This is a genomic window from Evansella cellulosilytica DSM 2522 (genome assembly GCF_000177235.2).
Classification (GTDB): Bacteria; Bacillota; Bacilli; order Bacillales; family Salisediminibacteriaceae; genus Evansella; species Evansella cellulosilytica.
On the sequence record NC_014829.1, the window covers coordinates 3,761,382 to 3,784,386 of the forward strand.

General features: G+C 39.4%; 22 protein-coding genes. 1 reads left to right on the forward strand and 21 read right to left on the reverse strand.

All coding sequences use genetic code 11. From position 1 onward, the window contains the following. Positions 1-269 precede the first annotated feature (269 nt). The 9 genes from secG to rpoN all read right to left on the reverse strand — a co-directional run bounded on the left by secG (position 270) and on the right by rpoN (position 11,221). Positions 270-500, reverse strand: coding sequence for a preprotein translocase subunit SecG (gene secG / locus BCELL_RS17425; RefSeq protein WP_013490087.1), 231 nt, complete (start codon positions 498-500; stop codon positions 270-272). Between the two features lie 1,760 nt (positions 501-2,260). After that, positions 2,261-3,547 carry a phosphopyruvate hydratase gene (eno, locus tag BCELL_RS17430; protein WP_013490088.1) on the reverse strand — a complete coding sequence of 429 codons (1,287 nt, stop codon included), beginning with the start codon at positions 3,545-3,547 and terminating at the stop codon, positions 2,261-2,263. Between the two features lie 76 nt (positions 3,548-3,623). Next, positions 3,624-5,162, reverse strand: a complete 1,539-nt coding sequence (gpmI, locus tag BCELL_RS17435) for a 2,3-bisphosphoglycerate-independent phosphoglycerate mutase (RefSeq protein ID WP_013490089.1) — start codon at positions 5,160-5,162, stop codon at positions 3,624-3,626. Next, a complete protein-coding gene (gene tpiA, locus BCELL_RS17440; protein ID WP_013490090.1) occupies positions 5,155-5,913 on the reverse strand; it encodes a triose-phosphate isomerase in 759 nt (252 codons plus the stop codon). The genes gpmI and tpiA overlap by 8 nt, the downstream gene beginning before the upstream one ends. A 30-nt stretch (positions 5,914-5,943) precedes the next feature. Beyond that, entirely contained in the window at positions 5,944-7,128 is a 1,185-nt protein-coding gene (locus tag BCELL_RS17445) for a phosphoglycerate kinase (protein WP_013490091.1), read from the reverse strand. A 177-nt stretch (positions 7,129-7,305) separates the two neighbouring features. Continuing rightward, on the reverse strand, positions 7,306-8,313 hold the full coding sequence (gene gap, locus BCELL_RS17450; RefSeq protein WP_013490092.1) for a type I glyceraldehyde-3-phosphate dehydrogenase: 1,008 nt from the start codon (positions 8,311-8,313) through the stop codon (positions 7,306-7,308). A 134-nt stretch (positions 8,314-8,447) separates the two neighbouring features. Further along, positions 8,448-9,473 carry a sugar-binding transcriptional regulator gene (locus BCELL_RS17455; RefSeq protein WP_013490093.1) on the reverse strand — a complete coding sequence of 342 codons (1,026 nt, stop codon included), beginning with the start codon at positions 9,471-9,473 and terminating at the stop codon, positions 8,448-8,450. A gap of 175 nt (positions 9,474-9,648) precedes the next feature. Next, the gene (locus BCELL_RS17460) at positions 9,649-9,900 is read right to left on the reverse strand and encodes a glutaredoxin family protein (RefSeq protein ID WP_013490094.1); all 252 of its coding nucleotides are present in this window, start codon (positions 9,898-9,900) and stop codon (positions 9,649-9,651) included. A gap of 19 nt (positions 9,901-9,919) precedes the next feature. Next, positions 9,920-11,221: an RNA polymerase factor sigma-54 gene (rpoN, locus tag BCELL_RS17465; protein ID WP_013490095.1), complete on the reverse strand. Its 1,302-nt coding sequence runs from the start codon at positions 11,219-11,221 to the stop codon at positions 9,920-9,922. A gap of 311 nt (positions 11,222-11,532) precedes the next feature. On the opposite strand from rpoN, the gene clpP reads away from it, so the two are divergent. After that, positions 11,533-12,120, forward strand: a complete 588-nt coding sequence (clpP, locus tag BCELL_RS17470; RefSeq protein WP_013490097.1) for an ATP-dependent Clp endopeptidase proteolytic subunit ClpP — start codon at positions 11,533-11,535, stop codon at positions 12,118-12,120. 574 nt (positions 12,121-12,694) lie between these two features. Here the strand turns inward: clpP and BCELL_RS17475 are convergent. The 12 genes from BCELL_RS17475 to hisB form a co-directional block, all read right to left on the reverse strand. After that, complete coding sequence (locus BCELL_RS17475) at positions 12,695-12,952, reverse strand: HPr family phosphocarrier protein (RefSeq protein ID WP_013490098.1); 258 nt, start codon at positions 12,950-12,952, stop codon at positions 12,695-12,697. Between the two features lie 80 nt (positions 12,953-13,032). After that, on the reverse strand, positions 13,033-13,977 hold the full coding sequence (gene whiA / locus BCELL_RS17480; RefSeq protein ID WP_013490099.1) for a DNA-binding protein WhiA: 945 nt from the start codon (positions 13,975-13,977) through the stop codon (positions 13,033-13,035). Between the two features lie 133 nt (positions 13,978-14,110). Continuing rightward, a complete protein-coding gene (locus BCELL_RS17485; protein WP_013490100.1) occupies positions 14,111-15,055 on the reverse strand; it encodes a gluconeogenesis factor YvcK family protein in 945 nt (314 codons plus the stop codon). Continuing rightward, positions 15,052-15,948: an RNase adapter RapZ gene (rapZ, locus tag BCELL_RS17490; RefSeq protein ID WP_013490101.1), complete on the reverse strand. Its 897-nt coding sequence runs from the start codon at positions 15,946-15,948 to the stop codon at positions 15,052-15,054. The genes BCELL_RS17485 and rapZ overlap by 4 nt, the downstream gene beginning before the upstream one ends. Positions 15,949-15,968: 20 nt before the next feature. Then, a complete protein-coding gene (locus BCELL_RS17495; RefSeq protein WP_013490102.1) occupies positions 15,969-16,466 on the reverse strand; it encodes an 8-oxo-dGTP diphosphatase in 498 nt (165 codons plus the stop codon). Between the two features lie 569 nt (positions 16,467-17,035). Then, positions 17,036-17,989 (reverse strand): thioredoxin-disulfide reductase, encoded by a 954-nt coding sequence (trxB, locus tag BCELL_RS17500; protein ID WP_013490103.1) that lies wholly within the window; start codon positions 17,987-17,989, stop codon positions 17,036-17,038. Positions 17,990-18,168: 179 nt separating this feature from the next. Then, entirely contained in the window at positions 18,169-19,251 is a 1,083-nt protein-coding gene (locus BCELL_RS17505; RefSeq protein WP_013490104.1) for a tetratricopeptide repeat protein, read from the reverse strand. A gap of 338 nt (positions 19,252-19,589) precedes the next feature. Beyond that, a complete protein-coding gene (hisIE, locus tag BCELL_RS17510; protein WP_013490105.1) occupies positions 19,590-20,237 on the reverse strand; it encodes a bifunctional phosphoribosyl-AMP cyclohydrolase/phosphoribosyl-ATP diphosphatase HisIE in 648 nt (215 codons plus the stop codon). After that, positions 20,234-20,992, reverse strand: a complete 759-nt coding sequence (gene hisF, locus BCELL_RS17515; RefSeq protein WP_013490106.1) for an imidazole glycerol phosphate synthase subunit HisF — start codon at positions 20,990-20,992, stop codon at positions 20,234-20,236. The genes hisIE and hisF overlap by 4 nt, the downstream gene beginning before the upstream one ends. Then, complete coding sequence (hisA, locus tag BCELL_RS17520; RefSeq protein ID WP_013490107.1) at positions 20,986-21,723, reverse strand: 1-(5-phosphoribosyl)-5-[(5-phosphoribosylamino)methylideneamino]imidazole-4-carboxamide isomerase; 738 nt, start codon at positions 21,721-21,723, stop codon at positions 20,986-20,988. The genes hisF and hisA overlap by 7 nt, the downstream gene beginning before the upstream one ends. Beyond that, complete coding sequence (hisH, locus tag BCELL_RS17525; protein ID WP_013490108.1) at positions 21,723-22,358, reverse strand: imidazole glycerol phosphate synthase subunit HisH; 636 nt, start codon at positions 22,356-22,358, stop codon at positions 21,723-21,725. Before hisH ends, hisA begins: the two co-directional genes overlap by 1 nt. Further along, positions 22,355-22,948, reverse strand: a complete 594-nt coding sequence (gene hisB / locus BCELL_RS17530; RefSeq protein ID WP_013490109.1) for an imidazoleglycerol-phosphate dehydratase HisB — start codon at positions 22,946-22,948, stop codon at positions 22,355-22,357. The genes hisH and hisB overlap by 4 nt, the downstream gene beginning before the upstream one ends. Positions 22,949-23,005 lie beyond the last annotated feature (57 nt).

Below are 23,005 nucleotides of genomic sequence, written 5' to 3' on the forward strand. Positions count from 1 at the left end.
TCTATTCTCATCTTATTGAAAAGCCCTTTATTCTGTCACTTATTATGCTCATATGTAAACAAACATTTTTAGCGCCCGCGATATGTAAAATAAATGTAAATGTTGATGTAGGGATGCGCTGAATGAATCAAATGTCAATGTTGATGTGTCAGATGCTGAATGAATCAACTCAATGTCAATGTCAATGTCAATGTCAATGTGACAGTATGCTGAATGAATCAAATGTAAAAAGCAGTAGGCATGAGGCCTACTGCTTGAGAATGCTATCTTTACATATAGAATGCAACAACTACTGTTAAAATGAAAAATAACACACCTAAAACAACAGTTGCTTTATTTAAAACGGCTTCTAATCCTCTTGCTTTTTGTTTCCCAACAATCTGTTCAGCTCCACCAGAGATAGCTCCAGATAAACCTGCGCTACGACCAGATTGTAAAACAACAACAGTAATTAATAAAATAGATACGATTACAAGTAACGTTGATGCAAAAATTTGCAAGCTCTACACCTCCAAGAGACAGTAAAATCTTCTTAAAATATACCATGAAAACGTGGACAAAGCAATATGGTATATTATTGTATCTTTAGGTGATAGTTTTAGTAGATTTGTTTTTATAGATATGAAAGTGGGATTCGGGGAGGGTGGTGGTCCCGGGTTCGTTCTAACCCAGGTTTCTTTACCTCACCTTCAAACGCGCTCATTCTCTTGTTTTCTCGCTTTTTGAAGGTGAGAATTTTGAACCCGGGTTCGCTCTAACCCGGGTTACTTCTCCTCACCTTCAAACGCGCTCATTCTCTCGTTTTCTCGCTTTCTGAAGGTGAGAATTTTGAACCCGGGTTCGCTCTAACCCGGGTTACTTCTCCCCACCTTCAAACGCGCTCATTCTCTCGTTTTCTCTCGTTTTGAAGGTGAGAATTTTGAACCCGGGTTCACTTTAACCCGGGTTTCTTTACCCCACCTTCAAACGCGCTCATTCTCTCGTTTTCTCGCTTTTTGAAGGTGAGAATTTTGAACCCGGGTTCGTTCTAACCCGGGTTTCTTTACCTCACCTTCAAACGCGCTCATTCTCTCGTTTCCTCTCGTTTTGAAGGTGAGAATTTTGAACCCGGGTTCACTCTAACCCGGGTTACTTTACCCACCTTCAAACGCGCTCATTCTCTCGTTTTCTCGCTTTTTGAAGGTGAGAATTTTGATCCCGGGTTCGTTCTAACCCGGGTTACTTTACCTCACCTTCAAACGCGCTCATTCTCTCGTTTTCTCGCTTTTTGAAGGTGAGAATTTTGATCCCGGGTTCACTCTAACCCAGGTTACTTTACCTCACCTTCAAACGCGCTCATTCTCTCGTTTTCTCTCGTTTTGAAGGTGAGAATTTTGAACCCGGGTTCACTCTAACCCGGGTTTCTTTACCTCACCTTCAAACGCGCTCATTCTCTCGTTTCCTCTCGTTTTGAAGGTGAGAATTTTGATCCCGGGTTCGTTCTAACCCGGGTTACTTCTCCCCACCTTCAAACGCGCTCATTCTCTCGTTTTCTCTCGTTTTGAAGGTGAGAATTTTGAACCCGGGTTCGTTCTAACCCGGGTTACTTCTCCCCACCTTCAAACGCGCTCATTCTCTCGTTTTCTCGCTTTTTGAAGGTGGGAATTTTGAACCCGGGTTCGTTCTAACCCGGGTTTCTTTACCTCACCTTCAAACGCGCTCATTCTCTCGTTTTCTCTCGTTTTGAAGGTGAGAATTTTGAACCCGGGTTCGTTCTAACCCGGGTTACTTCTCCCCACCTTCAAACGCGCTCATTCTCTCGTTTTCTCGCTTTTTGAAGGTGAGAATTTTGATCCCGGGTTCGTTCTAACCCGGGTTTCTTTACCCCACCTTCAAACGCGCTCATTCTCTCGTTTTCTCGCTTTTTGAAGGTGAGAATTTTGAACCCGGGTTCGTTCTAACCCGGGTTACTTTACCTCACCTTCAAACGCGTTCATTCTCTCGTTTTCTCTCGTTTTGAAGGTGAGAATTTTGAACCCGGGTTCGCTCTAACCCGGGTTACTTTACCCCACCTTCAAACGCGCTCATTCTCTCGTTTTCTCGCTTTTTGAAGGTGAGAATTTTGAACCCGGGTTCACTTTAACCCGGGTTACTTCTCCTCACCTTCCAGAATTCCAGTAACTCTGTAGCTACAACATTCAAAGTTTATAAAGATTATATGTAAAAAAATGACTCCAAAGGGTTAATATCACCCTTTGAAGTCACCATAAACAATTAATAATTAAAGGTTTTTAAGGTTGTAGAACGCGCTCTTACCAGCGTAACGGCCAATAAATTGTAGCTCGTCCTCGATGCGTAATAATTGGTTGTACTTCGCAACACGGTCTGTACGAGAAGGCGCACCAGTTTTAATTTGACCAGCATTTGTAGCAACTGCAATGTCAGCAATTGTTGCGTCTTCTGTTTCACCAGAACGGTGAGAAATTACTGCAGTGTAGCCTGCACGCTTCGCCATTTCGATTGCATCGAAAGTTTCAGTAAGCGTACCGATTTGGTTTACTTTGATTAAAATTGAGTTACCAATTCCTTGCTCAATACCTTGAGAAAGCTTGTTTGTGTTTGTTACGAAAAGATCGTCACCAACTAATTGTACTTTTCCTCCAAGGCGCTCAGTTAAAAGCTTGAAGCCTTCCCAGTCGTTTTCGTCTAAGCCGTCTTCGATAGACACGATTGGGTACTTACTGCAAAGGTCCTCATAGAAATCAACCATTTCAGCAGAAGTTTTTACAACACCTTCACCTTTAAGGTTGTATTTACCATCTTCATAAATCTCAGAAGCTGCAACGTCCATTGCAAGAAGAACTTCTTCTCCAGGCTTGTAACCAGCTTTTTCGATTGCTTCAATGATAGTTGAAAGAGCTTCTTCGTTAGAGCCAAGGTTTGGCGCGAAACCACCTTCGTCACCTACAGCAGTGTTATAGCCTTTTCCTTTTAATACGCTCTTTAAGTTATGGAAGATTTCAGCACCCATTTGTAGCGCTTGTTGGAAAGTTTCCGCTCCAACTGGCATAACCATGAATTCTTGAATATCTACGTTGTTATCAGCGTGCTCTCCACCGTTGATGATGTTCATCATTGGCGTTGGTAATGTTTTCGCGTTGAATCCACCAAGGTAAACGTAAAGTGGTACACCTAGAGAATCAGCAGCAGCGTGAGCAACAGCCATAGATACGCCTAAAATTGCGTTAGCACCTAATTTACCTTTGTTTTCAGTACCATCAAGGTCGATCATTAGCTCATCGATTCCTACTTGGTCTAAAGCATCGAAACCAACTAATTCAGGAGCAATAACGTCGTTTACGTTAGCTACTGCTTGTGTTACACCTTTACCCATCCAAGCGTCTCCACCGTCACGAAGCTCAACTGCCTCGTATTCACCAGTAGAAGCACCACTTGGTACTAAAGCACGGCCAAATCCGCCGTCTTCAAGATAAACTTCAACTTCAACAGTTGGGTTCCCACGTGAATCTAATACTTGACGAGCATAAACATCTGAAATGATTGTCATGATTTAAAACACTCCTTTTTTATAGAAAACTAATTTCATTTGTGAAGTAAGTATACTAGCACTTTTCCACATTTACTTATTTTTTAATCAACGATTTTCCTGTCATTTCTACTGGCTGTTCTACTCCAGTTAATTCAAGGACGGTTGGAGCAAGATCACCTAAAATACCATCTTCACGAAGCTCAACATTTTTATCTGTTACAATAACCGGTACAGGATTGGTTGTATGAGCTGTCATCGGTGTACCTTCCTCTGTCTCTAATACATCTGCATTTCCGTGGTCAGCAGTGATGACCGCTTTCCCACCTTTTTCAATAATTAAATCAACGATTTTTCCTAGACATTCGTCCACAGCTTCAATAGCCTTTACAGTTGGCTCCAGCATTCCGGAGTGACCGACCATGTCAGGATTTGCAAAGTTAAGAACGATAACATCGTGCTTATCTTTGTTGATTTCGTCGAGTAGCGCTTCTGTTACTTCGTACGCACTCATTTCTGGCTTCAAGTCGTATGTAGCAACTTTTGGCGAATCAATTAGAACGCGCTCTTCTCCTGGGAATTCTTCTTCACGACCACCACTAAAGAAAAAGGTGACGTGAGGATATTTCTCAGTTTCTGCAATACGTAATTGATTTAAACCTGCCTTTGAAATAACTTCTCCCATTGTGTTATCTAGGTTTGTTGGTTCAAAAGCGACGAAACCGTTAACTGTTTCACTGAACTTTGTTAAGCATACGTAATGAAGGTTTTTCGGGAAACGGTCTCCACGATCAAAGCCGACAAAAGCTTCATTCGTGAAAACTTGAGACATTTGAATTGCTCGGTCAGGACGGAAGTTGAAGAAGATAATTCCATCTTCATCTTGGATCGTTCCAACTGGCGTTTCACCATCTTCTTTCGTAATGACAGTTGGCAATACGAACTCATCATGAACCTTATTTTTATATGAATCTTGAAGCGCTTCTACAGGGCTTGTGTATTTTAATCCGTCTCCATATACCATAGAGCGATATGATTTTTCTACACGGTCCCAACGCTTATCACGATCCATCGCATAATAACGTCCTTGAATTGTTGCAATTTCACCAAGACCTAGCTCCTTCAGCTTTTCTTCTGTTTGACGAATGTACGTTTCAGCAGATGTTGGGCCAACGTCTCGTCCATCAAGAAAACCATGAATATAAACTTTTTCAACACCTTCTGATTTTGCAAGTTGTACTAATGCAAACAGGTGCTTGATGTGACTATGAATTCCTCCATCCGATAAAAGACCGTATAGGTGAAGAGCAGTTCCTTTTTCCTTTACGTGCTTCATCGCATTTAAGAAAGTTTCATTCTTAAAGAATTCCCCTTCACGGATAGCCATATTCACTCTTGTTAAGCTTTGATAAACAATTCGGCCTGCCCCGATATTTAAATGACCAACTTCGGAGTTACCCATTTGTCCTTCAGGAAGACCTACTGCTTCTCCACAAGCCGTTAACGTTGCATGTGGATAGCTGTTCCAATATCGATCATAGTTTGGCTTGTTTGCTTGTGCTACTGCATTACCTTTCGTTTCTTCACGTAGTGCGAAACCGTCAAGAATAATGAGTGCATTCGGTTTCTTACTCATTTCCTGCCTCCACTAACTGAAGATAAGATTTTGCCTCTAAGCTTGCGCCACCAACTAGCGCACCGTCAATATCAGATTGTGCAAGTAGTTCACCAATGTTAGCAGGCTTTACACTTCCACCATACTGAATTCGTACTGCTTCCGCAGCAGAGTCAGAAACGATGCTTTTTACAACTTGGCGGATAACGCCACAAGTTTCATTTGCATCTTCAGAAGAAGCTGTTTTACCAGTTCCGATTGCCCAAATTGGCTCGTAAGCAATTACAGTTGCCTTTACTTGTTCTTCTGATAGACCTTTAAGTGCTGCTGTTACTTGTGTAGTAACAACTTCAGATGTTTTATTTCCTTCACGCTCTTCTAACGTTTCACCAACACAAACGATCGGTGTTAACCCGTGGTTAAATGCAGCATGTACTTTTTGGTTCACACTCTCATCCGTTTCACCAAACATTTCACGTCGCTCAGAATGTCCAATAACGACATAGCTTACACCTAAATCTTTAAGTGCTACTGGACTTGTTTCTCCAGTAAATGCTCCACTTTCCTCGAAGTGCATGTTTTGAGCACCGACTTCTACGTCAGAGCCTTCTGTTGCACTTACTAAAGCATCTAGGAATAAGTCTGGTGCACAAATAACGGATTCTACAACATCTTTTGATGGGACAGCGGACTTTACTTCTTCGATGAAGCTTAGTGCTTCCCCTTTCGTTTTGTTCATTTTCCAGTTTCCTGCAATGATTGGTTTACGCATGTTAAGTGCCTCCTTTATGTTTCCAGTTACTTATCTATCGTTTAATGCAGCAACGCCTGGAAGTACTTTCCCTTCCATAAACTCTAACGATGCGCCTCCACCAGTAGAAATGTGGTCCATATTTTCTGCAAAGCCAAACTTTTCAACAGCAGCAGCAGAGTCGCCTCCACCAATGACAGTGTAAGCATCATTTGCATCTGCAAGTGCTTTAGCAACAGAAATTGTTCCGTTAGCGAAAGGCTCTAGCTCAAATACACCCATTGGACCATTCCAGATCACTAGTTTCGAGTTTAAAATAACATCACGGTATGCATCGATTGTTTTTGGTCCGATATCTAGCGCTTCCCAATCAGATGGGATGCTATCAATATCTACCACTTGTGTTGTTGCATCTGCACCGAAATCATCGGCAACAATCGCATCTAAAGGCATATAAAATTTCACGCCTTTTTCTTTTGCTTTATCCATGAACTGTTTCGCTAAATCAATTTTATCTTCCTCTAATAATGATTTACCAACTTCATGTCCAAGCGCTTTTACAAATGTGTAAGCTAATCCACCGCCGATAATAAGGTTATCAACGTTGTCTAATAGATTATCAATAACACCAATCTTATCTTTTACTTTCGCTCCACCAATAATGGCTGTAAATGGGCGCTCTGGGTTAGAAAGTGCTTTACCTAAAACTTCAAGCTCCTTCTCCATTAAGAATCCGCCTACAGCTGGTAGGTGTTGTGCAATCCCTTCCGTAGAAGCATGTGCACGGTGAGCAGCACCAAATGCATCATTTACATAAACATCCGCTAATGCTGCAAGCTCTTTTGCTAGCTCAGGATCGTTCTTCTCTTCCCCAGCTTCAAAACGTACGTTTTCAAGTAAAAGAACATCTCCTTCAGCAAGATTGCTGATAGCTTCCTTAGGCTCATCACCATAAACAGTGTCTGTTTTCACTACAGTTTTTCCTAATAAATCACTTAAACGCTTTGCTACAGCATCTAAACGGAGTTCTTCAACAACTTCACCTTTTGGTCTACCTAAGTGACTAGCTAAAATCACTTTCGCACCTTGTTCAGCTAAATGCTGGATAGTAGGTAATGCTGCACGGATTCTCGTATCATCTGTCACTGCACCGTCACTCATAGGTACGTTGAAATCAACACGACAGAATACGCGTTTTCCTTTAACATCAATGTCTCTCACTGATTTTTTATTCATCGTAAATGCCCCCTCTTCAAATGTGCTAAACACGCTTGTTTAGTTTGGAACAAATTTCGCATATAAAAGAGGAGAACAGGACACGTCGCTGTCTCCTCCCTTTTAACTATTTAGTCATACACAAAAGGGATCTATGAAAGAGTGTCCAATCGTCTAATAGACTTAAGGACGTTACTCTTATAGTCCTTGCTTCGCGATGTAAGCAACAAGGTCTACAACACGGTTAGAGTAACCAGACTCGTTGTCATACCAAGAAATAACTTTAACCATGTTACCTTCCATTACCATCGTAGAAAGTCCGTCGACAGTAGAAGAAGATGGGTTACCATTGTAGTCACCAGATACTAATGGCTCTTCGCTGAAATCTAATACACCTTTAAGTGGACCTTCAGCAGCAGCTTTAAGTGCAGCATTTACTTCTTCAGCTGTTACATCTTTATCTAATTCAGCAACTAAGTCTACTAAAGAAACGTTAGGTGTAGGTACACGCATTGCTCCACCATTTAATTTACCTTTTAATTCAGGAAGAACTAATGCAACTGCTTTTGCAGCACCAGTAGTTGTCGGAATGATGTTTTCAGCAGCAGCACGTGCACGACGAAGATCCTTATGTGGTAAATCAAGGATTTGTTGGTCGTTAGTGTAAGAGTGAACTGTTGTCATCATACCGCGACGAATACCAAAGTTGTCGTTTAATACTTTTGCAAATGGAGCTAAACAGTTAGTAGTACAAGATGCGTTAGAAATTACATGGTGGTTAGCTGCATCGTACTTATCTTCGTTAACACCCATAACAACTGTGATGTCTTCTTCAGATGCAGGAGCAGAGATGATTACTTTCTTCGCACCAGCTTCTAAGTGTTTTGCAGCGTCAGCACGCTTCGTGAAGAAACCAGTAGATTCTACAACAACTTCTACTCCTTGATCTCCCCAAGTTAGTTTCGCAGGATCTCTTTCTGCAGTAACTTTAATTTCTTTCCCACCTACAATAAGGTTGTCACCAGATACTTCAACAGTAGCATCTAATTTACCATGCACAGAGTCATATTTAAGTAAGTGTGCAAGTGTATTTGCATCAGTTAAGTCGTTTACTGCAACTACCTCTACCTCTGGGTTATTTAGTGCCGCACGGAAAACCACGCGTCCAATACGTCCAAAACCATTAATACCAACTTTTGTAGCCATTTTTAAAATTCCTCCTTTAATTATAAAAGCAAAATATATATATCAAAGGGATAATAGTTTTACCCCTTGAATAAAAGTTTCTTCATAGGGATCGTTGTCCTATTTAATATGTTTCCTTATTTCTACAAAATAAACTATGTAGTATTTAATATTTCTTTAGCAGCTGCTTCATCGGTTACTAGTATTTGATTACAACTATGTTTCATATACGCTTTAATAGCCCTTGCTTTTGAAGTTCCGCCGGAGACCGCAATAATATGCGAGATATCCTTTAAATCTTCTAATTGTAATCCAATCGTTAACACTTTATGGATAATATCCCCAGTCTCATTAAAATAATAACCGAAGGCTTCTGCTACAGCATGCTCATTCTTTAATTTCTCAATAAGCTCATTTGATGAATTTCTTCTATTCGCCATCGTATGGGCTTCCCCTATACTATGGATCACCATGTTTGCTGAATGGATTAACTCCAAGATGTGTTTAATAGAAGGTTCCTCCACAAGCGATTGATATGCTTCCTTACTTAATTGATCGGGAACGTGTAGTAGCTTATATGTCCCCATGGCCTTTCTAGCCATCGTTGCACAGATCGTGTTTGCTTGATTTTCTACTTGTTCTCCTAATCCACCTCTTGCTGGAACAAAAAGTGCTTCCTTTAAATCCATATCAGGAACCACCATTTCTGCTACTGCAGCGATGGTCGTACCACCAGTAACCGCAATTGTATTTCCTTTTGTGTACAATCGCTTTTTCATAATAGAGACGCAAGTTCTTCCCATTTCTTTTTTTACCCATGGATACATATCACTATTCCCGGGTACAATATAAACCTCTTTTAATTGAAGAAGCTCCTTTAATTGTTTTTCCATCGTACGGATGTCAAAAACTTCTTTCATTACTTCTTCTAATTGAGTGAGTAGTGTTAAGCCGTCTTCAGTTAATGTCATTCCTGAGGCCGTTATATCTAATAACCCTTGCTCTTTAAGGAACGTGACTTCACTTCGAAGAATTCGTTCAGACATTTCCAAATTATTAGCTAACGTTCTTCTGCCGATTGGTTGCATTAATCTTATGTAACGAAGAACGCGATAGCGTAACCCAAGTACTTCCACAAGATCGGGCAACAACTTCTTTTGTAGGTCTAAAAGCATCTTCATATCTGTTTAAAACTCCTTTATCGCTTCCCCCTAGGGACTTTTATCGTCCCTCATAGACATATTGTGTCCCACCTGTTGCTAAAAAAAAGAGCATTTCTTTATGTACAATAATTTGGAAAAATCGATCTCGTTCCACAAAATTTATTGTACCAATGAAATGTCTCACTAGCAAGTATTAACATGTGAACTTTTTGTTGATTTTTTGTTTCAATGTTAAAGATGATATTATCCCCTCATCAAGCACATCGCCTGTTTCATCTTCAATGACAGGAATGCGAATTTGATATTTTTCAAGCCATTCATCGTTTGAATATATGTCCCGTTCCACAATTTCAAAAGTAGAACGTTCATTAATTTTTTGTAAGATTTCTAGTCCTTTATCGCAGAGGGGACAGCCTGTTTTTGTGTAAAAGTAAAGTTTCGACATTGCAAAAATACTCCTTCCTTTAAGAAAACCGTCTTCGTTTTCTTGAGCCAGGTATGTTCATTTCATCTCTATATTTTGCTACCGTTCTTCTTGAGACGGCAATTGCATAGTTTTCATGTATCATGGTCGCTAGCTTATCATCAGAAAAAGGCTTTGTTTTATCTTCATTATCTATCATTTGCTTTAAATGCGTTTTTACACTTTCAGAAGAGTTTGTCTGACCTTTATTCGACCCTACTGAAGCCGTAAAAAAGTATTTAAATGGGTACAACCCCATCGGCGTTTCTATATATTTGTTCATCGTAGCTCTAGAAACGGTAGACTCATGTATACCTAAATGATCAGCAACAGTTTTTAATGTTAGTGGTCTTAAGTTCACTGCACCACCTTTTAGAAAATCGAGTTGCTTTTCTATAATCGTGCTCGCAACATCAAATAAAGTTTTTTGACGCTGCTCTATACATTTTTTTATCCATACATACTGCTCATATTTTTTTTGAATATATTTATTAATAGTAGTATCACTATTTTTCATGAGTTCTTGATAGTTTTTATTCAATGTGAGCTTTGGCAACAGCTCATCATGAATATACAATTTAAAGCCTTCAATTGTTGACTTTACACTAACATCTGGCACAACATATGTGCATGGCTCATTTGAAAAAATTGCGCCTGGTTTTGGATTGAGTTGTTGAATTTTATCAGTAATTTTTTGTAATTTTAATACACTAATATTTTCTTTGTTCGCAATTGTTTTTAACTGCTTATTAGCAAGCTCTTCAAAATAATTTTCTAAAATGAATTCCGCTTGCTCGTCTCTTTCTTTTTGCTGTCTCATTTGGATAAGAAGGCATTGTTGTAATGACGAAGCGCCGACTCCTGCCGGTTCTAACGTCTGGATAATATCTATCGCCTTTGTAACTTCAGTTAGGCTGACATTTAATTCTATAGCAATTTCTGATGGAGGGTGCAGTAAATATCCGTTTTCATCCACACATTGCGCCGCATATAAAGCGATATTTTTTATTGACTTATCAAGATCTAAAAATGTAATTTGGTTTTGTAAAAATTGCTTTAAATCAACGAAATCTTTACTTATATGTTCAATTGCCGATGTACTTTCATCGGCATGCGTAATAGCTGTCCAATTATTATTTTCAAAGCTTTCTATTTCGATTAGAGGGTTTTCGAGTAGTAATTCATGAATGTAATCTTGTAATTCCATCGCTGAACACTGAAGCATCGCTATTCCTTGACGAAGTTCATTTGTCATGACGAGCCTCAAGGATTGCTGCTGAAGTAATTGCACTTCATTTTTCATATAAGCCCCCCTAGAAATAGAATCATTGATTTTTTTACACTTGTAATTATACCATGTTCATTCACATATATTTGTCTAACTTTTTTCATGAAAAAGTTTGATTTTATGTATTGTTTTCTTGTTTCTACATAAAATATAGTGTTTGAAAAGAAATAAAATCGGCTATGATGAGTATGTTGGTACATATATTTATAAAGATCAAACATATCATTTGACCTTTATTGACCATTAGTTTATGATAATCACATGAAGTAGCACTCTTGTGATCTAGTCTCACATATTTTTTATATAAGGCGAAGGAGGAGTACTAAATGAATTTAGTCCCAACGGTAATTGAACAAACAAATCGCGGTGAACGCGCATATGACATTTATTCTCGGTTATTAAAGGACCGCATTATTATGCTAGGATCTGCTATTGATGATAACGTAGCTAACTCTATCGTTTCTCAATTACTATTCTTAGCTGCGGATGACCCTGAAAAAGATATTTCACTTTACATTAATAGTCCTGGTGGATCGATTACAGCCGGTATGGCTATTTTCGATACGATGCAATTTATACAGCCGAAAGTGCAAACAATATGTATCGGTATGGCAGCATCAATGGGGGCATTCCTTCTAGCTGCTGGTGAACCTGGCAAACGTTTTGCCCTACCAAATAGTGAAGTAATGATTCACCAACCATTAGGTGGTGCACAAGGTCAAGCAGCAGACATTGAAATCCATGCTAAAAGAATTGTCCAAATGCGTGAAAAGCTTAATGAAATTTTAGCTGAGCGTACTGGCCAACCAATTGAAGTCATTGCACGCGATACAGACCGCGACAATTTCATGACATCTTTTGAAGCGAAAAAATATGGCTTAATTGATGAAGTTATGGAGAAGAAGCCTGAATAAAATGATTTTAAAGTCTAGTGAGAAGTAATCTTGCTAGGCTTTTTTTATTTTAGGTGGCGGGATTGAGGCGTGAGGGTGGTGGGCTTTCTACAGATTATAGTGTCTTTTAACGGAATACTAGCTTATCTTGCTTTCCTTTCTACTGCATACAGCTTCCTGGAAAGGAATACTAAGCCACTTTGCTTTCCTTTCTAAGGCACTCTGCATCCTGGAAAGGAATACTAAGCCACTTTGCTTTCCTTTCTAAGCCATTCAGCTTCCTGGAAAGGAATACTAAGCCACTTTGCTTTCCTTTCTAAGGCATTCAGCTTCCTGGAAAGGAATACTAAGCCACTTTGCTTTCCTTTCTAAGGCACTCAGATTCCTGGAAAGGAATACTAAGCCACTTTGCTTTCCTTTCTGAGGCACGCAGATTCCTGGAAAGGAATACTAAGCCACTTTGCTTTCCTTTCTGACGCCAACAAACTCACTCAAACAAAAAGAGCCTCTCTTCTAGTTAGATTACAATTACAATCTAATTAGAAGAGAGGCCCTTTTTTGTTAATTTCATCACAAACATGTGCTAAATCAAGCTTTATACTTCTTGTTCGACAAATTCTACTAGAGCATCCATTGCAGCTTCTTCATCCGAACCAGAAATCGACAAGCTAATTTCTTTGTTTGCATTAATTGCCAGGCTCATAATACCCATAATACTTTTAGCGTTTACCTTTTTCCCATCTTTTTCAATAAAGATATCTGATTGAAAGCGATTAGCCTCTTGTACAAATAATGCAGCTGGTCTTGCTTGTAACCCTGTCTTACGTTTTACTACAACCTTTTTTTCTAACATCTTTACTTCCTCCCTATAGCCGTATATTATATTTATTAGATTATATTGTATATCATTTGTCCTTATGCTAGTGCTGCTTTTTAATTAATTGGTTCACCTGCGCGTAATTTATTCGCAAATTCCTCAATTTTTCTTAGACGGTGATTAACCCCAGATTTACTCACCTTACCACTTTCCACCATTTCACCTAGCTCTTTCAATGTGACGTCTTGGTGTTTTATACGAAGTTCAGCGATCTCTCTTAATTTTTCTGGAAGGACTTCAAGGCCTACCTCTTGTTTAATTAAGCGGATACTTTCTACTTGTCTGATTGCTGCACCGACAGTTTTATTTAGATTTGCTGTTTCACAGTTAACAAGCCTATTCACTGAATTCCGCATGTCCTTCATTATTCTAACATCTTCGAATTTCAAAAGGGCACTATGAGCACCGATAATGTTGAGGAACTCACTAATTTTCTCGCCTTCTTTTAAGTACAAGATAAAACCTTTTTTTCTTTCTAACATTTTCGCGTTTAAGTCAAAATAATTCATTAATTCACATAGCGAGCTGTTGTGTTCTTCGTAAAAAGAGAAAATTTCCAGATGATAGGATGATGTATCTGGGTGATTAACGGAGCCGCCAGCTAAAAATGCTCCTCTTAAGTAAGCACGTTTGCAGCATTCGTTCTCAATAATCTCCTCAGAAATTTCCCTCGTAAAAGACAAGGTTGCATCCATTATTTTTAACTGCTCTAATAACGATCTTGCTTCCTTCGTTATTCGGACAACATACACATTGTTTTTCTTTAGTCGCATCTTTTTTCTTACAAGTAGCTCAACATGTACTTGAAAAAGCTGCTTTATTAATGTGTAGATTCTTCTCGCAATCGCAGCATTCTCAGTTTGAATGTCCAAGGCAATTTGCATATTTCTAATGGAGATAGAACCATTCATTCGAATCAAGGCGGCAAGCTCTGCCTTCGAACAGCATTCGTCTACTTCCAGTTGTGTTAGTTCTTTTTTAGTCATGGAAGCAAAAGACATCTGCCTCACCTCCTGCATCATATAATTGACAGATGTTCGCTTAACTGACACTGCACCATTCACGTTTAAAACGTTTGATATTATAAAATAGCATCATCGACAGCTTATAAATATTAATATCTTTAAATATTAATTATAGCATAGATATGAGTCGTTGCGATAACTTTAAGGCATCATGTCGTAAATATTCATTATCAAAGTAAAGTAAATTATCAGCTACTACTTCAAGTCCCATTTCTTTTAATCGGTGCTCATCTACGATGACTTCTTTGGCACCTTCCTCTAAATAGCGTTGAGAATAGGAAAATGGTATTTTTTGATTATTAACTAATATTGCGTGTAAAAATGGCATGTCTATATGATCATATATGGCTTTAATGTGGTCTGCTGCAGTAAAATTATCTGTTTCCCCTGGCTGTGTCATCACATTGCATATATATACTTTCCATGCTTTTGATTCCTTAACCTTCCTGCTTATTTCAGGGACGAGTAAATTAGGTAGTACACTCGTAAATAGGCTACCTGGCCCTAGTACGATTAAATCTGCTTTCTCAATTGCTAAAAGTGTTTCATCTAAAGGTGCTGGTTTTTCAGGCTCAATAAACACCTTTTTAATTTTTTTCCCAGAGAGTGGTATTTGTGACTCTCCTTCAACGAGCGACCCATCCTCAAGCTCAGCATGTAAAACAACCTCTTGATTTGTTGCGGGTAATACTTTCCCTTTGACGTTTAACACTCTACTTAACTCTTGCACACCTCTTGAGAAGTCACCTGTAATTGAAGTCATACCAGCCAATAACAGATTACCTAGCGAGTGACCTGACAGACTATTCCCAGGCTCAAAACGATGCTGAAACAACTCCTCTACTAATGGCTCGACCTCTGAAAGGGCAACCAACACATTTCTTACATCCCCAGGAGGTGGTATTTTTAATTCTCTTCTTAAACGGCCTGAACTTCCTCCATCATCTGCAACTGTTACGATAGCAGTAATATCTACTGGAAATGTTTTAAGGCCTCTAAGCAAAACCGATAGTCCTGTTCCTCCGCCAATAACAACTATGTTAGCCTTCTTCAACCTTCTAACTTTCCTTTCTCTACATCACGGTGACTGACATACGTATAAAATCCATCCTCTGCAAGCTTTGCTTTATAATACTCGCCTAACGTTACAGAACGATGTTTTCCACCAGTACAGCCGATAGCTACTACGAGTTGAGATTTACCCTCTCTCTTGTAGTGCGGGAGCATATAGCTTAAAAGATCTGTTAGCTTATCAATGAACTGCTGCGTTTCAGACCACTTTAAAACATAGTCAGATACTTCCTTATCAAGTCCAGTTTTTGGTCTTAGATGGTCAATATAATGTGGGTTTGGTAAAAACCTGACATCGAATACTAAATCAGCATCAATCGGGATACCGTGTTTATAGCCAAACGTCAAAAACTGAACGGTAAAAACTTGTTTATCTGAAGAAAAACGTTGTAATATTCTTTCGCGTAGTTGAAGCGGTTTTAAATCACTCGTATCTAGAATCATTTGTGCTTGCCCTTTTAAATCATTGAGCAAATTACGTTCAGCCTCTATCCCTACTAAAGGTGGTCCACCACCTGCTAACGGATGAGTACGTCTTGTTTCTTTATATCTTCTAACGAGAACATTATCTCGGGAATCTAAAAATAATATTTGTGGAACAACCTTTGATTCTTTGCCGATCGTATCAATTGCAGCAAATAGCTGATCAAAAAACTCTCTTCCTCGTAAATCTATTACAAGCGCCACCTTCTGCATTTTTCCACCCGAGCCTTCTACTAGGTCGATAAATTTAGGAATTAACGCTGGTGGGAGATTATCAACACAGAAATATCCCATATCTTCAAAGCTTTGAACCGCTACTGTTTTCCCTGCTCCAGACATACCGGTAATAATGACTAATTGAAGCTGTTCTAATGCTTCTTGTGTATTTTCCATTGATAGCTCCCCCTTTTACATTATCTATTTTTTGTAATGTCGTATTCTTTAATTGGATGACCGTCCGCATCTAATCGATAAGAAAGAAGTTCAAAATCCTCTGTGTAAGTAAAGGATCCGTACATTAATCCTTTATTTTCCAACACATGTTCCCAAATATGATAGTCTCCTGGTGCCATTGGAAGCTGTTGAACATCATTTGCATCATGCCATGCAAGCTGACCTTCAGGTGACTCTTTAAGTAGTGTACCTTCATAGCTTGTTGCTTCAAACGTAAACATCATCCACTCTCTCACTACTCTATCGTCTTTTTCAATAATAATGGTAAATATTCCTCTTAGTTCTGGTTCCTTTACTTGAATACCTGTTTCCTCATAGAACTCTCTCATTGTGCTTTCTCTAATTGATTCTCCTAGTTCCATTTTTCCACCAGGAGCAACCCACCAGCCACGGCGAGGCTTTTTTAACGTTAGGACGTGCTGACCTTTTTTTAATATACAATTCGTTACTCGTTGCAAAATATTGTCACCTCAACCTTAACAAGCTCATCAAAAGGATGAACGATAGTAAAATATATGATGAAGTTTCCGTATCATAATTGTTTCTTTTTTTGTAAAAACTCACTCAAAGCTAATATTATTATACTACATTTAAAAATACTGTAACAGCATACGTACAGTATTTATGTTGTTACAAAAAAAGGGCACGGGCCGACGTTGCCCGTGCAAAAGTTAATATATAAAAAAAGGGGGTCAATTACTACTTATATAATAACCGTTTTATATTTCAGCATTGTTACAGAAGAATTAAGTGGAAATTACTTTTTGTAAATATACTGTATTTATTGATTTCTCCAACGTTATTTGGAAAAATATTCTTCTCTGTATAAAATGTAACAGGGACTAGGTAATTAGTAGTACAGTTTTAGAATTTAATGTCACGAAACGAAGAAAAAGTAGGAGTAGAGGCTGTTATCGAAGTAGGTCTTTTACTTTTAATAAGGGAAAATTAATCCCAAGAGCAATTAAAAGGTACTTAAAAGGTAAAAGTTCACCTTTTAAGTACCCATCATCAAGACTTCTTATTGTTACGATTTATTTGCTTGAAGGCTTTCTACTAAGTTTTCAACGTAATGCTGTGCTGATTGGGCAGCGATACTACCATCACCAGTAGCTGTTACGATTTGACGAAGTGTTTTCTCACGAATATCACCAGCGGCAAAAATACCAGGAATTTTCGTTTCCATTTCATCATTTGTTTCTACATAACCATCGGCGTTCGTAATCCCAAGGTTTAAGAATGGTTCATTGATAGGGAGCATCCCAATATAAATAAATACGCCGTCCGTTTTAAATTCTCGCTCACTACCGTCTTCTTTGTTTACAATAGTGACACTTGATACTTTATTATCTTCACCGTTAATTTCTTTGACAGTATGATTCCAAATAACATCGATTTTTTCATTAGCGAATGCTCTATCTTGTAAGATCTTTTGTGCACGGAATTCATCGCGACGGTGCACGATCGTTACTTTACTTGCAAATCTTGTAAGATAAGCTGCTTCCTCTACTGCAGAGTCTCCGCCACCTACAACAACCAACTCTTTCGTTTTAAAGAATGCCCCGTCACACACAGCACAATAAGAAACACCGCGGCCACTTAGCTCTTTTTCACCAGGTACGCCTAAGTTCTTATATTTTGCGCCAGTTGTAATAATGATTGCTCTCGCTTTGTATTCACCATTCCCAGCGACAATCGTCTTATATTCTTTTCCGTCAATAATTTCTTTCACATCACCGTATTGATATTCAGCTCCGAATTTTCGGGCGTGATCAAACATCTTTGTTGAAAGCTCAGGGCCGAGAATGCTTTCATAGCCTGGATAGTTTTCCACATCCTCTGTATTTGCCATTTGTCCCCCTGGAACCCCTCGCTCAATCATTACTGTGGATAAATTTGCTCGAGAAGTATACACTGCGGCTGTCATCCCTGCAGGACCAGCACCAATTATTGCTACATCATATATTTTTTCTTCACTCATTGATTCCACTCCCTAAGTTTTACATCATCATTCTTCTACCACTATCGTATGAAAAAATTACTGTGAAGTCCAAAATACTGCTCACAATTCTTTTATGTAACAGGTTGACCCAAAAGGTAAATTCACACCTATTAAGTCACCCTATACTTATTTAACATTATCTACAACTGACAAAGAAGTCATTCTACAGTTGTGCCTTCTAGTTCAGATGTCGGTAGTGCATAAATAAACCAACCATCTTCTGGTGAAAAATGTTCATCTGATTCTGAAAGTTGTTCAAGAAATACCTTTGAAATATGTTCGTTTTCTTTATCCAATTTTCTCGTCTTTTCCCATAAAAGACGCGCTCTTTCATGAAAACCATTCTTCCATGCAACGATAGCCATTTGATGAAAGTATGCTGGATGCTTATCAAATTCACTATTAATATACAACTTCTTAAACCATTTATACGATTGATCATATTTTTTTACAGCAAAAAGCGTTTTTGCTAAGTAATAACAATGCCAATCTTTTATTGGACGTAAGTGAATTAAGTTTTTCACCCAGACATCCTTTCCCTGCTCATCTTTTTTATATAACAATTCGGTCATTAAGCATTGTGCTATGAAGTTCGGTTCTTCCTTCATTAACAAATCTTGAAGAATCGACTTTGCTTGTGTTAAGTCCCCTTGATACATAAGAGACTCTGCTAAATAAGCATAAACGTCCCATTCCTTAGGCTCTTCCATTAAAAAACCGCGAGCTTCTTTTTCTGCCCATTCATAATCGCCTTTATTTAAATAATCAACGATGCGGTCAATTACTGGGTTTTCTAATGGGAAATTTTCTAGTTCCTGTAAAAAGTCAATGCCTTCTTCTTCTATCATATATAATAAAGATTCTGCGTCTTCTTTAAATTCTCCGTCAGGCTCCATTTCAAGATATCTCTCTAAATGCTTTTGTGCCTCATCAAATTCTCCTATATGAGCAGCATTATTAGCAATAAAAAAGTGGCATTCCGCCATGTTTGGATCCACTTCAGTCAGCACTCTATTCAGCAATGCATTTGCTCCGTGATAATCCTCTTTTTCAGATAAAACAATTGCCAATTGACACAAAAATACAGGCTCCTGTGGTTCAATCCTAATTGCTCTTTCAATGTAATTTATCGATTGGTCAATTTGCCTATTTTGATAAGCTTCTATCCCTTTTTTGTAAAAATAAGCACCATCTTGCATAAAAGGAATAATTTGACCTTTTTTCTTTGATTGTTCACTCACAGATAAGCCCTCCTTCTCATTCTTCCTGCATGTTTATATGTACGATTGAACTACAATCGTACATGTGATAGTATTCACTAGCATTCATGCAATAATAGCAGTATAACACGGGATTAAACGAGTAACAATGGCAGAACGTTCATATTTCACTTGAACGATTGTGATTGAATCAAAAGGCTGAATTTTTACTATTAGAGTCAACACTAATAGCATTTGGAAGCTTTAAGAAAAACTTAAAACGAGCTTAGTTAAAAAAAGAGTGAATCGCTGTTTAAAGCCATTCACTCCTATATACATCCTATTAGCTAACAGACTTTCATATTCTCCTAGTCAGTCCTTTACTTTTCCCCGTGACGCTCTGCCAATCTTTGTAAAACGGCATCTAACGGTAATTGTTGCTCACGAAGTAAAACGAGCCAATGGTAAAGTAGATCTGCACTTTCCCACGTCAACTCTTCCTTGGAGCGGTTTTTTGCCGCAATAATGACTTCTGACGCCTCTTCCCCTACTTTTTTCAATATTTTATCGACGCCTTCATCGAACAAATAAGTTGTGTAAGAACCTTCAGGTCGCTCTGTAGCACGTTCCGCAATTACTTGCTCTAACTGACGAATGATCGCAAATCGATCCTCTCCGTCAGATATGGTCGTAGTACTCGTTTCACTTCCGCCATTATTTAATCGGTCTGTAAAACAAGTAAAACTTCCTTCGTGACAAGCTGGACCGTTCGGCTCTACTAATACTACGAGAGCATCTTCGTCACAATCAACTCGAATATCAACGACGCGCTGTGTATTTCCAGAAGTTGCTCCTTTATGCCAAAGCTCCTGACGAGAGCGACTATAAAACCACGTTTCCTTCGTCTCTAATGTTTTCTCTAACGACTCTTTATTCATGTACGCTAGTGTCAGCACCTCTTTACTTTGAGCATCCTGCACAATAGCTGGAACTAATCCCTTTTCATCAAACCGAACTTCTATCGTCATCGGATTTCAAGCCCCCTCTCTTTTAAAAACGCCTTCACTTCCGCAACTGATGTCTCTTTATAATGAAAGATCGATGCAGCTAAAGCAGCATCAGCTAACCCATCAACAAATACATCATAAAAGTGCTCACTCGCACCTGCGCCACCTGATGCAATAACAGGTACAGATACTGCTTCACTAACTGCTCGAGTTAACGCTACGTGAAAACCGGATTTTTCTCCGTCTTTATCCATTGACGTTAGTAAAATCTCACCAGCGCCTAGCTCGACAGCTTCCTTCACCCATTCAACTACATCCCGTTCTGTCGGCTTCCTGCCACCGTGAGTGTATACTCGCCATGAACGAAGCTCATCATCCCATTTTGCATCGACAGCTAAAACGATACATTGAGAACCAAAGAAGTCTGCGCCCTCTCGAATTAACTCTGGACGTAAAACTGCGGCAGTATTGACAGAAACTTTGTCTGCTCCTGCCCGCAATATTCGTTTCATATCCTCTACTGTGTTAATCCCTCCGCCAACAGTGAAAGGAATCGCCAGTTCTCCGGCTACTTGCTCTACGACCTCTACCATCGTTTCTCGTCCTTCATGTGACGCGGATATATCTAAAAAAACTAGCTCATCGGCCCCTTGTTCATCGTAAAACGCCGCTAGCTCAACAGGGTCTCCCGCATCACGTAAATCGACAAACTGTACACCTTTTACAACGCGCCCTTCTTTTACATCTAAGCACGGAATGATTCGTTTCGTTAACATGAACGAGACACCTCCTTCAGCGCTTCTTCAAGTGAAATTCGACCAGTATATAGTGCCTTCCCAATGATCGCTCCTGAAACGCCATCATCAATGCGTGCTACCAAGTCTGCAATATCTTTCATTTCCGACATTCCGCCTGAAGCAATAACTTCTTTTCCTGTCGTTTTCCCGAGGGCTGCAATCGCCTCGACATTTGGACCAGATAGCATACCATCTCGAGAAATGTCCGTCATGATAAACGTTTCAGCGCCAAACTCGACGAGCTCTTGCGCTAGCTCCTCTGCCTTCACCTCAGATGTTTTTAGCCAGCCGTGTGTCGCAACATAGCCATCACGTGCGTCAATACCGATCGCTACCCTTTTACCACCATACGTACGAAGCATTTCCTTTACAAATGCAGGATCTGAAATTGCTGAACTACCTAAAATAACACGCGCCACACCGTTGTCTAAATACTGTGAAACAGAGGCTGATGTTCGAATACCACCACCGATTTGCACGTTGGCTGAAAGCTCCTGTGCTGTCTTCAACACAACCTCGTGATTTACGGGTTCTCCCTTTTTCGCACCATCAAGATCAACCGTGTGAATCCACGTTGCACCTTTATCTTCAAAGCTCTTTGCCATCGTAAAAGGAGAGTCGCCATACACGGTTTCCTTTTCATAATCGCCTTGAAGCAAACGAACACATTTCCCACCACGAATATCAATTGCAGGATAAATTGTAAACATTAACGCGCTCCCTCCTTATACTCTGCAAAGTTTTTCAACATTTGCATTCCTAGCACACTACTTTTTTCTGGATGGAATTGTGTACCCCATACATTACCTTGCCCCACAACTGCGGGCACAAGCTCATTGCCATATTCAGAAGATGCGATAAGCTCGGCCTCGTCTGCTACTTGAACGACATAAGAATGCACGAAATATACATGGCCATTTGGTACGTCTTTCAAAATTGGATGGCCTTCTTGTTGAAATGTGAGACGATTCCATCCCATATGTGGTACTTTATAAGGAACGCCATCTACCCCTTTTCCAGAAAAACGCTTAACCCCACCTCGCAATAACGAAAGCCCTGTCGTTTGACCATTTTCTTCACTCTCTTCAAAAAGAAGCTGCATACCTAAACAAATTCCTAAAAGCTGACGCCCGCTTTGAGCCCATTCCTGTAAAAAAGTATCTAGTCCTCTTTCCTGTAGCTCACGCATCCCATCGCGAAACGATCCTACTCCAGGGAGAATTAGCTTATCCGCTTTCTCTAATTCTTCTATCTTTTCCGATAAAAATGGGGTGTGGCCAATTCTTTCAAGCCCTTTCGTTACGCTATGAAGGTTGCCCATCCCGTAATCTACGATACCAATCATGATAATTTTCCTTTCGTTGAAGGAACACCAGTAACGCGTGGGTCAATTTGTGTTGCATCATCAAGCGCTCTCGCTAATGCTTTAAAGATCGCTTCGATAATATGATGTGTATTATGACCGTAATGTACGATGACGTGTAAATTTATACGCGCTTCTAACGCAAACTTCCAAAGAAATTCATGCACTAGCTCCGTATCAAAAGTACCAACCTTTTGTGCTGGCCACTCACCACGAAGCTCAAGATGTGGACGGTTACTCAAGTCTACAACGACTTGCGCTAAAGCATCATCCATTGGTACAAATGCATTTCCATAGCGCTTAATCCCCTTTTTATCTCCTAACGCTTGCTTAAATGCTTCTCCTAATACGATACCAACATCCTCTGTCGTATGGTGGTCATCAATTTCTACGTCACCTTTTGCGACGATTGTTGCATCAAACAGTCCATGACGTGTAAACAGGTCAAGCATATGTGTCATAAATGGTACGTCTGTGTCTAAGTTAGCATTTCCTGCGCCATCGATGTTGAAGGTTACTTTTATGTTTGTTTCATTCGTTTTTCGTTCGATTGTTGCTTCTCGTTTACCCATTTTCTTCCTCCATCCGGAATGACTGTTTTATTTACTATTTATTCACCTGAATCTAAC

Bases quoted from the DNA above. Each gene is read 5' to 3' on its own strand.
- eno (WP_013490088.1), bottom strand. From the start codon at position 3,547: ATGACAATCATTTCAGATGTTTATGCTCGTCAAGTATTAGATTCACGT.
- gpmI (WP_013490089.1), bottom strand. From the start codon at position 5,162: ATGAGTAAGAAACCGAATGCACTCATTATTCTTGACGGTTTCGCACTA.
- tpiA (WP_013490090.1), bottom strand. From the start codon at position 5,913: ATGCGTAAACCAATCATTGCAGGAAACTGGAAAATGAACAAAACGAAA.
- BCELL_RS17445 (WP_013490091.1), bottom strand. From the start codon at position 7,128: ATGAATAAAAAATCAGTGAGAGACATTGATGTTAAAGGAAAACGCGTA.
- gap (WP_013490092.1), bottom strand. From the start codon at position 8,313: ATGGCTACAAAAGTTGGTATTAATGGTTTTGGACGTATTGGACGCGTG.
- BCELL_RS17455 (WP_013490093.1), bottom strand. From the start codon at position 9,473: ATGAAGATGCTTTTAGACCTACAAAAGAAGTTGTTGCCCGATCTTGTG.
- BCELL_RS17460 (WP_013490094.1), bottom strand. From the start codon at position 9,900: ATGTCGAAACTTTACTTTTACACAAAAACAGGCTGTCCCCTCTGCGAT.
- rpoN (WP_013490095.1), bottom strand. From the start codon at position 11,221: ATGAAAAATGAAGTGCAATTACTTCAGCAGCAATCCTTGAGGCTCGTC.
- clpP (WP_013490097.1), top strand. From the start codon at position 11,533: ATGAATTTAGTCCCAACGGTAATTGAACAAACAAATCGCGGTGAACGC.
- BCELL_RS17475 (WP_013490098.1), bottom strand. From the start codon at position 12,952: ATGTTAGAAAAAAAGGTTGTAGTAAAACGTAAGACAGGGTTACAAGCA.
- whiA (WP_013490099.1), bottom strand. From the start codon at position 13,977: ATGTCTTTTGCTTCCATGACTAAAAAAGAACTAACACAACTGGAAGTA.
- rapZ (WP_013490101.1), bottom strand. From the start codon at position 15,948: ATGGAAAATACACAAGAAGCATTAGAACAGCTTCAATTAGTCATTATT.
- trxB (WP_013490103.1), bottom strand. From the start codon at position 17,989: ATGAGTGAAGAAAAAATATATGATGTAGCAATAATTGGTGCTGGTCCT.
- hisIE (WP_013490105.1), bottom strand. From the start codon at position 20,237: ATGACGATAGAAGTTCGGTTTGATGAAAAGGGATTAGTTCCAGCTATT.
- hisF (WP_013490106.1), bottom strand. From the start codon at position 20,992: ATGTTAACGAAACGAATCATTCCGTGCTTAGATGTAAAAGAAGGGCGC.
- hisA (WP_013490107.1), bottom strand. From the start codon at position 21,723: ATGTTTACAATTTATCCTGCAATTGATATTCGTGGTGGGAAATGTGTT.
- hisH (WP_013490108.1), bottom strand. From the start codon at position 22,358: ATGATTGGTATCGTAGATTACGGGATGGGCAACCTTCATAGCGTAACG.
- hisB (WP_013490109.1), bottom strand. From the start codon at position 22,948: ATGGGTAAACGAGAAGCAACAATCGAACGAAAAACGAATGAAACAAAC.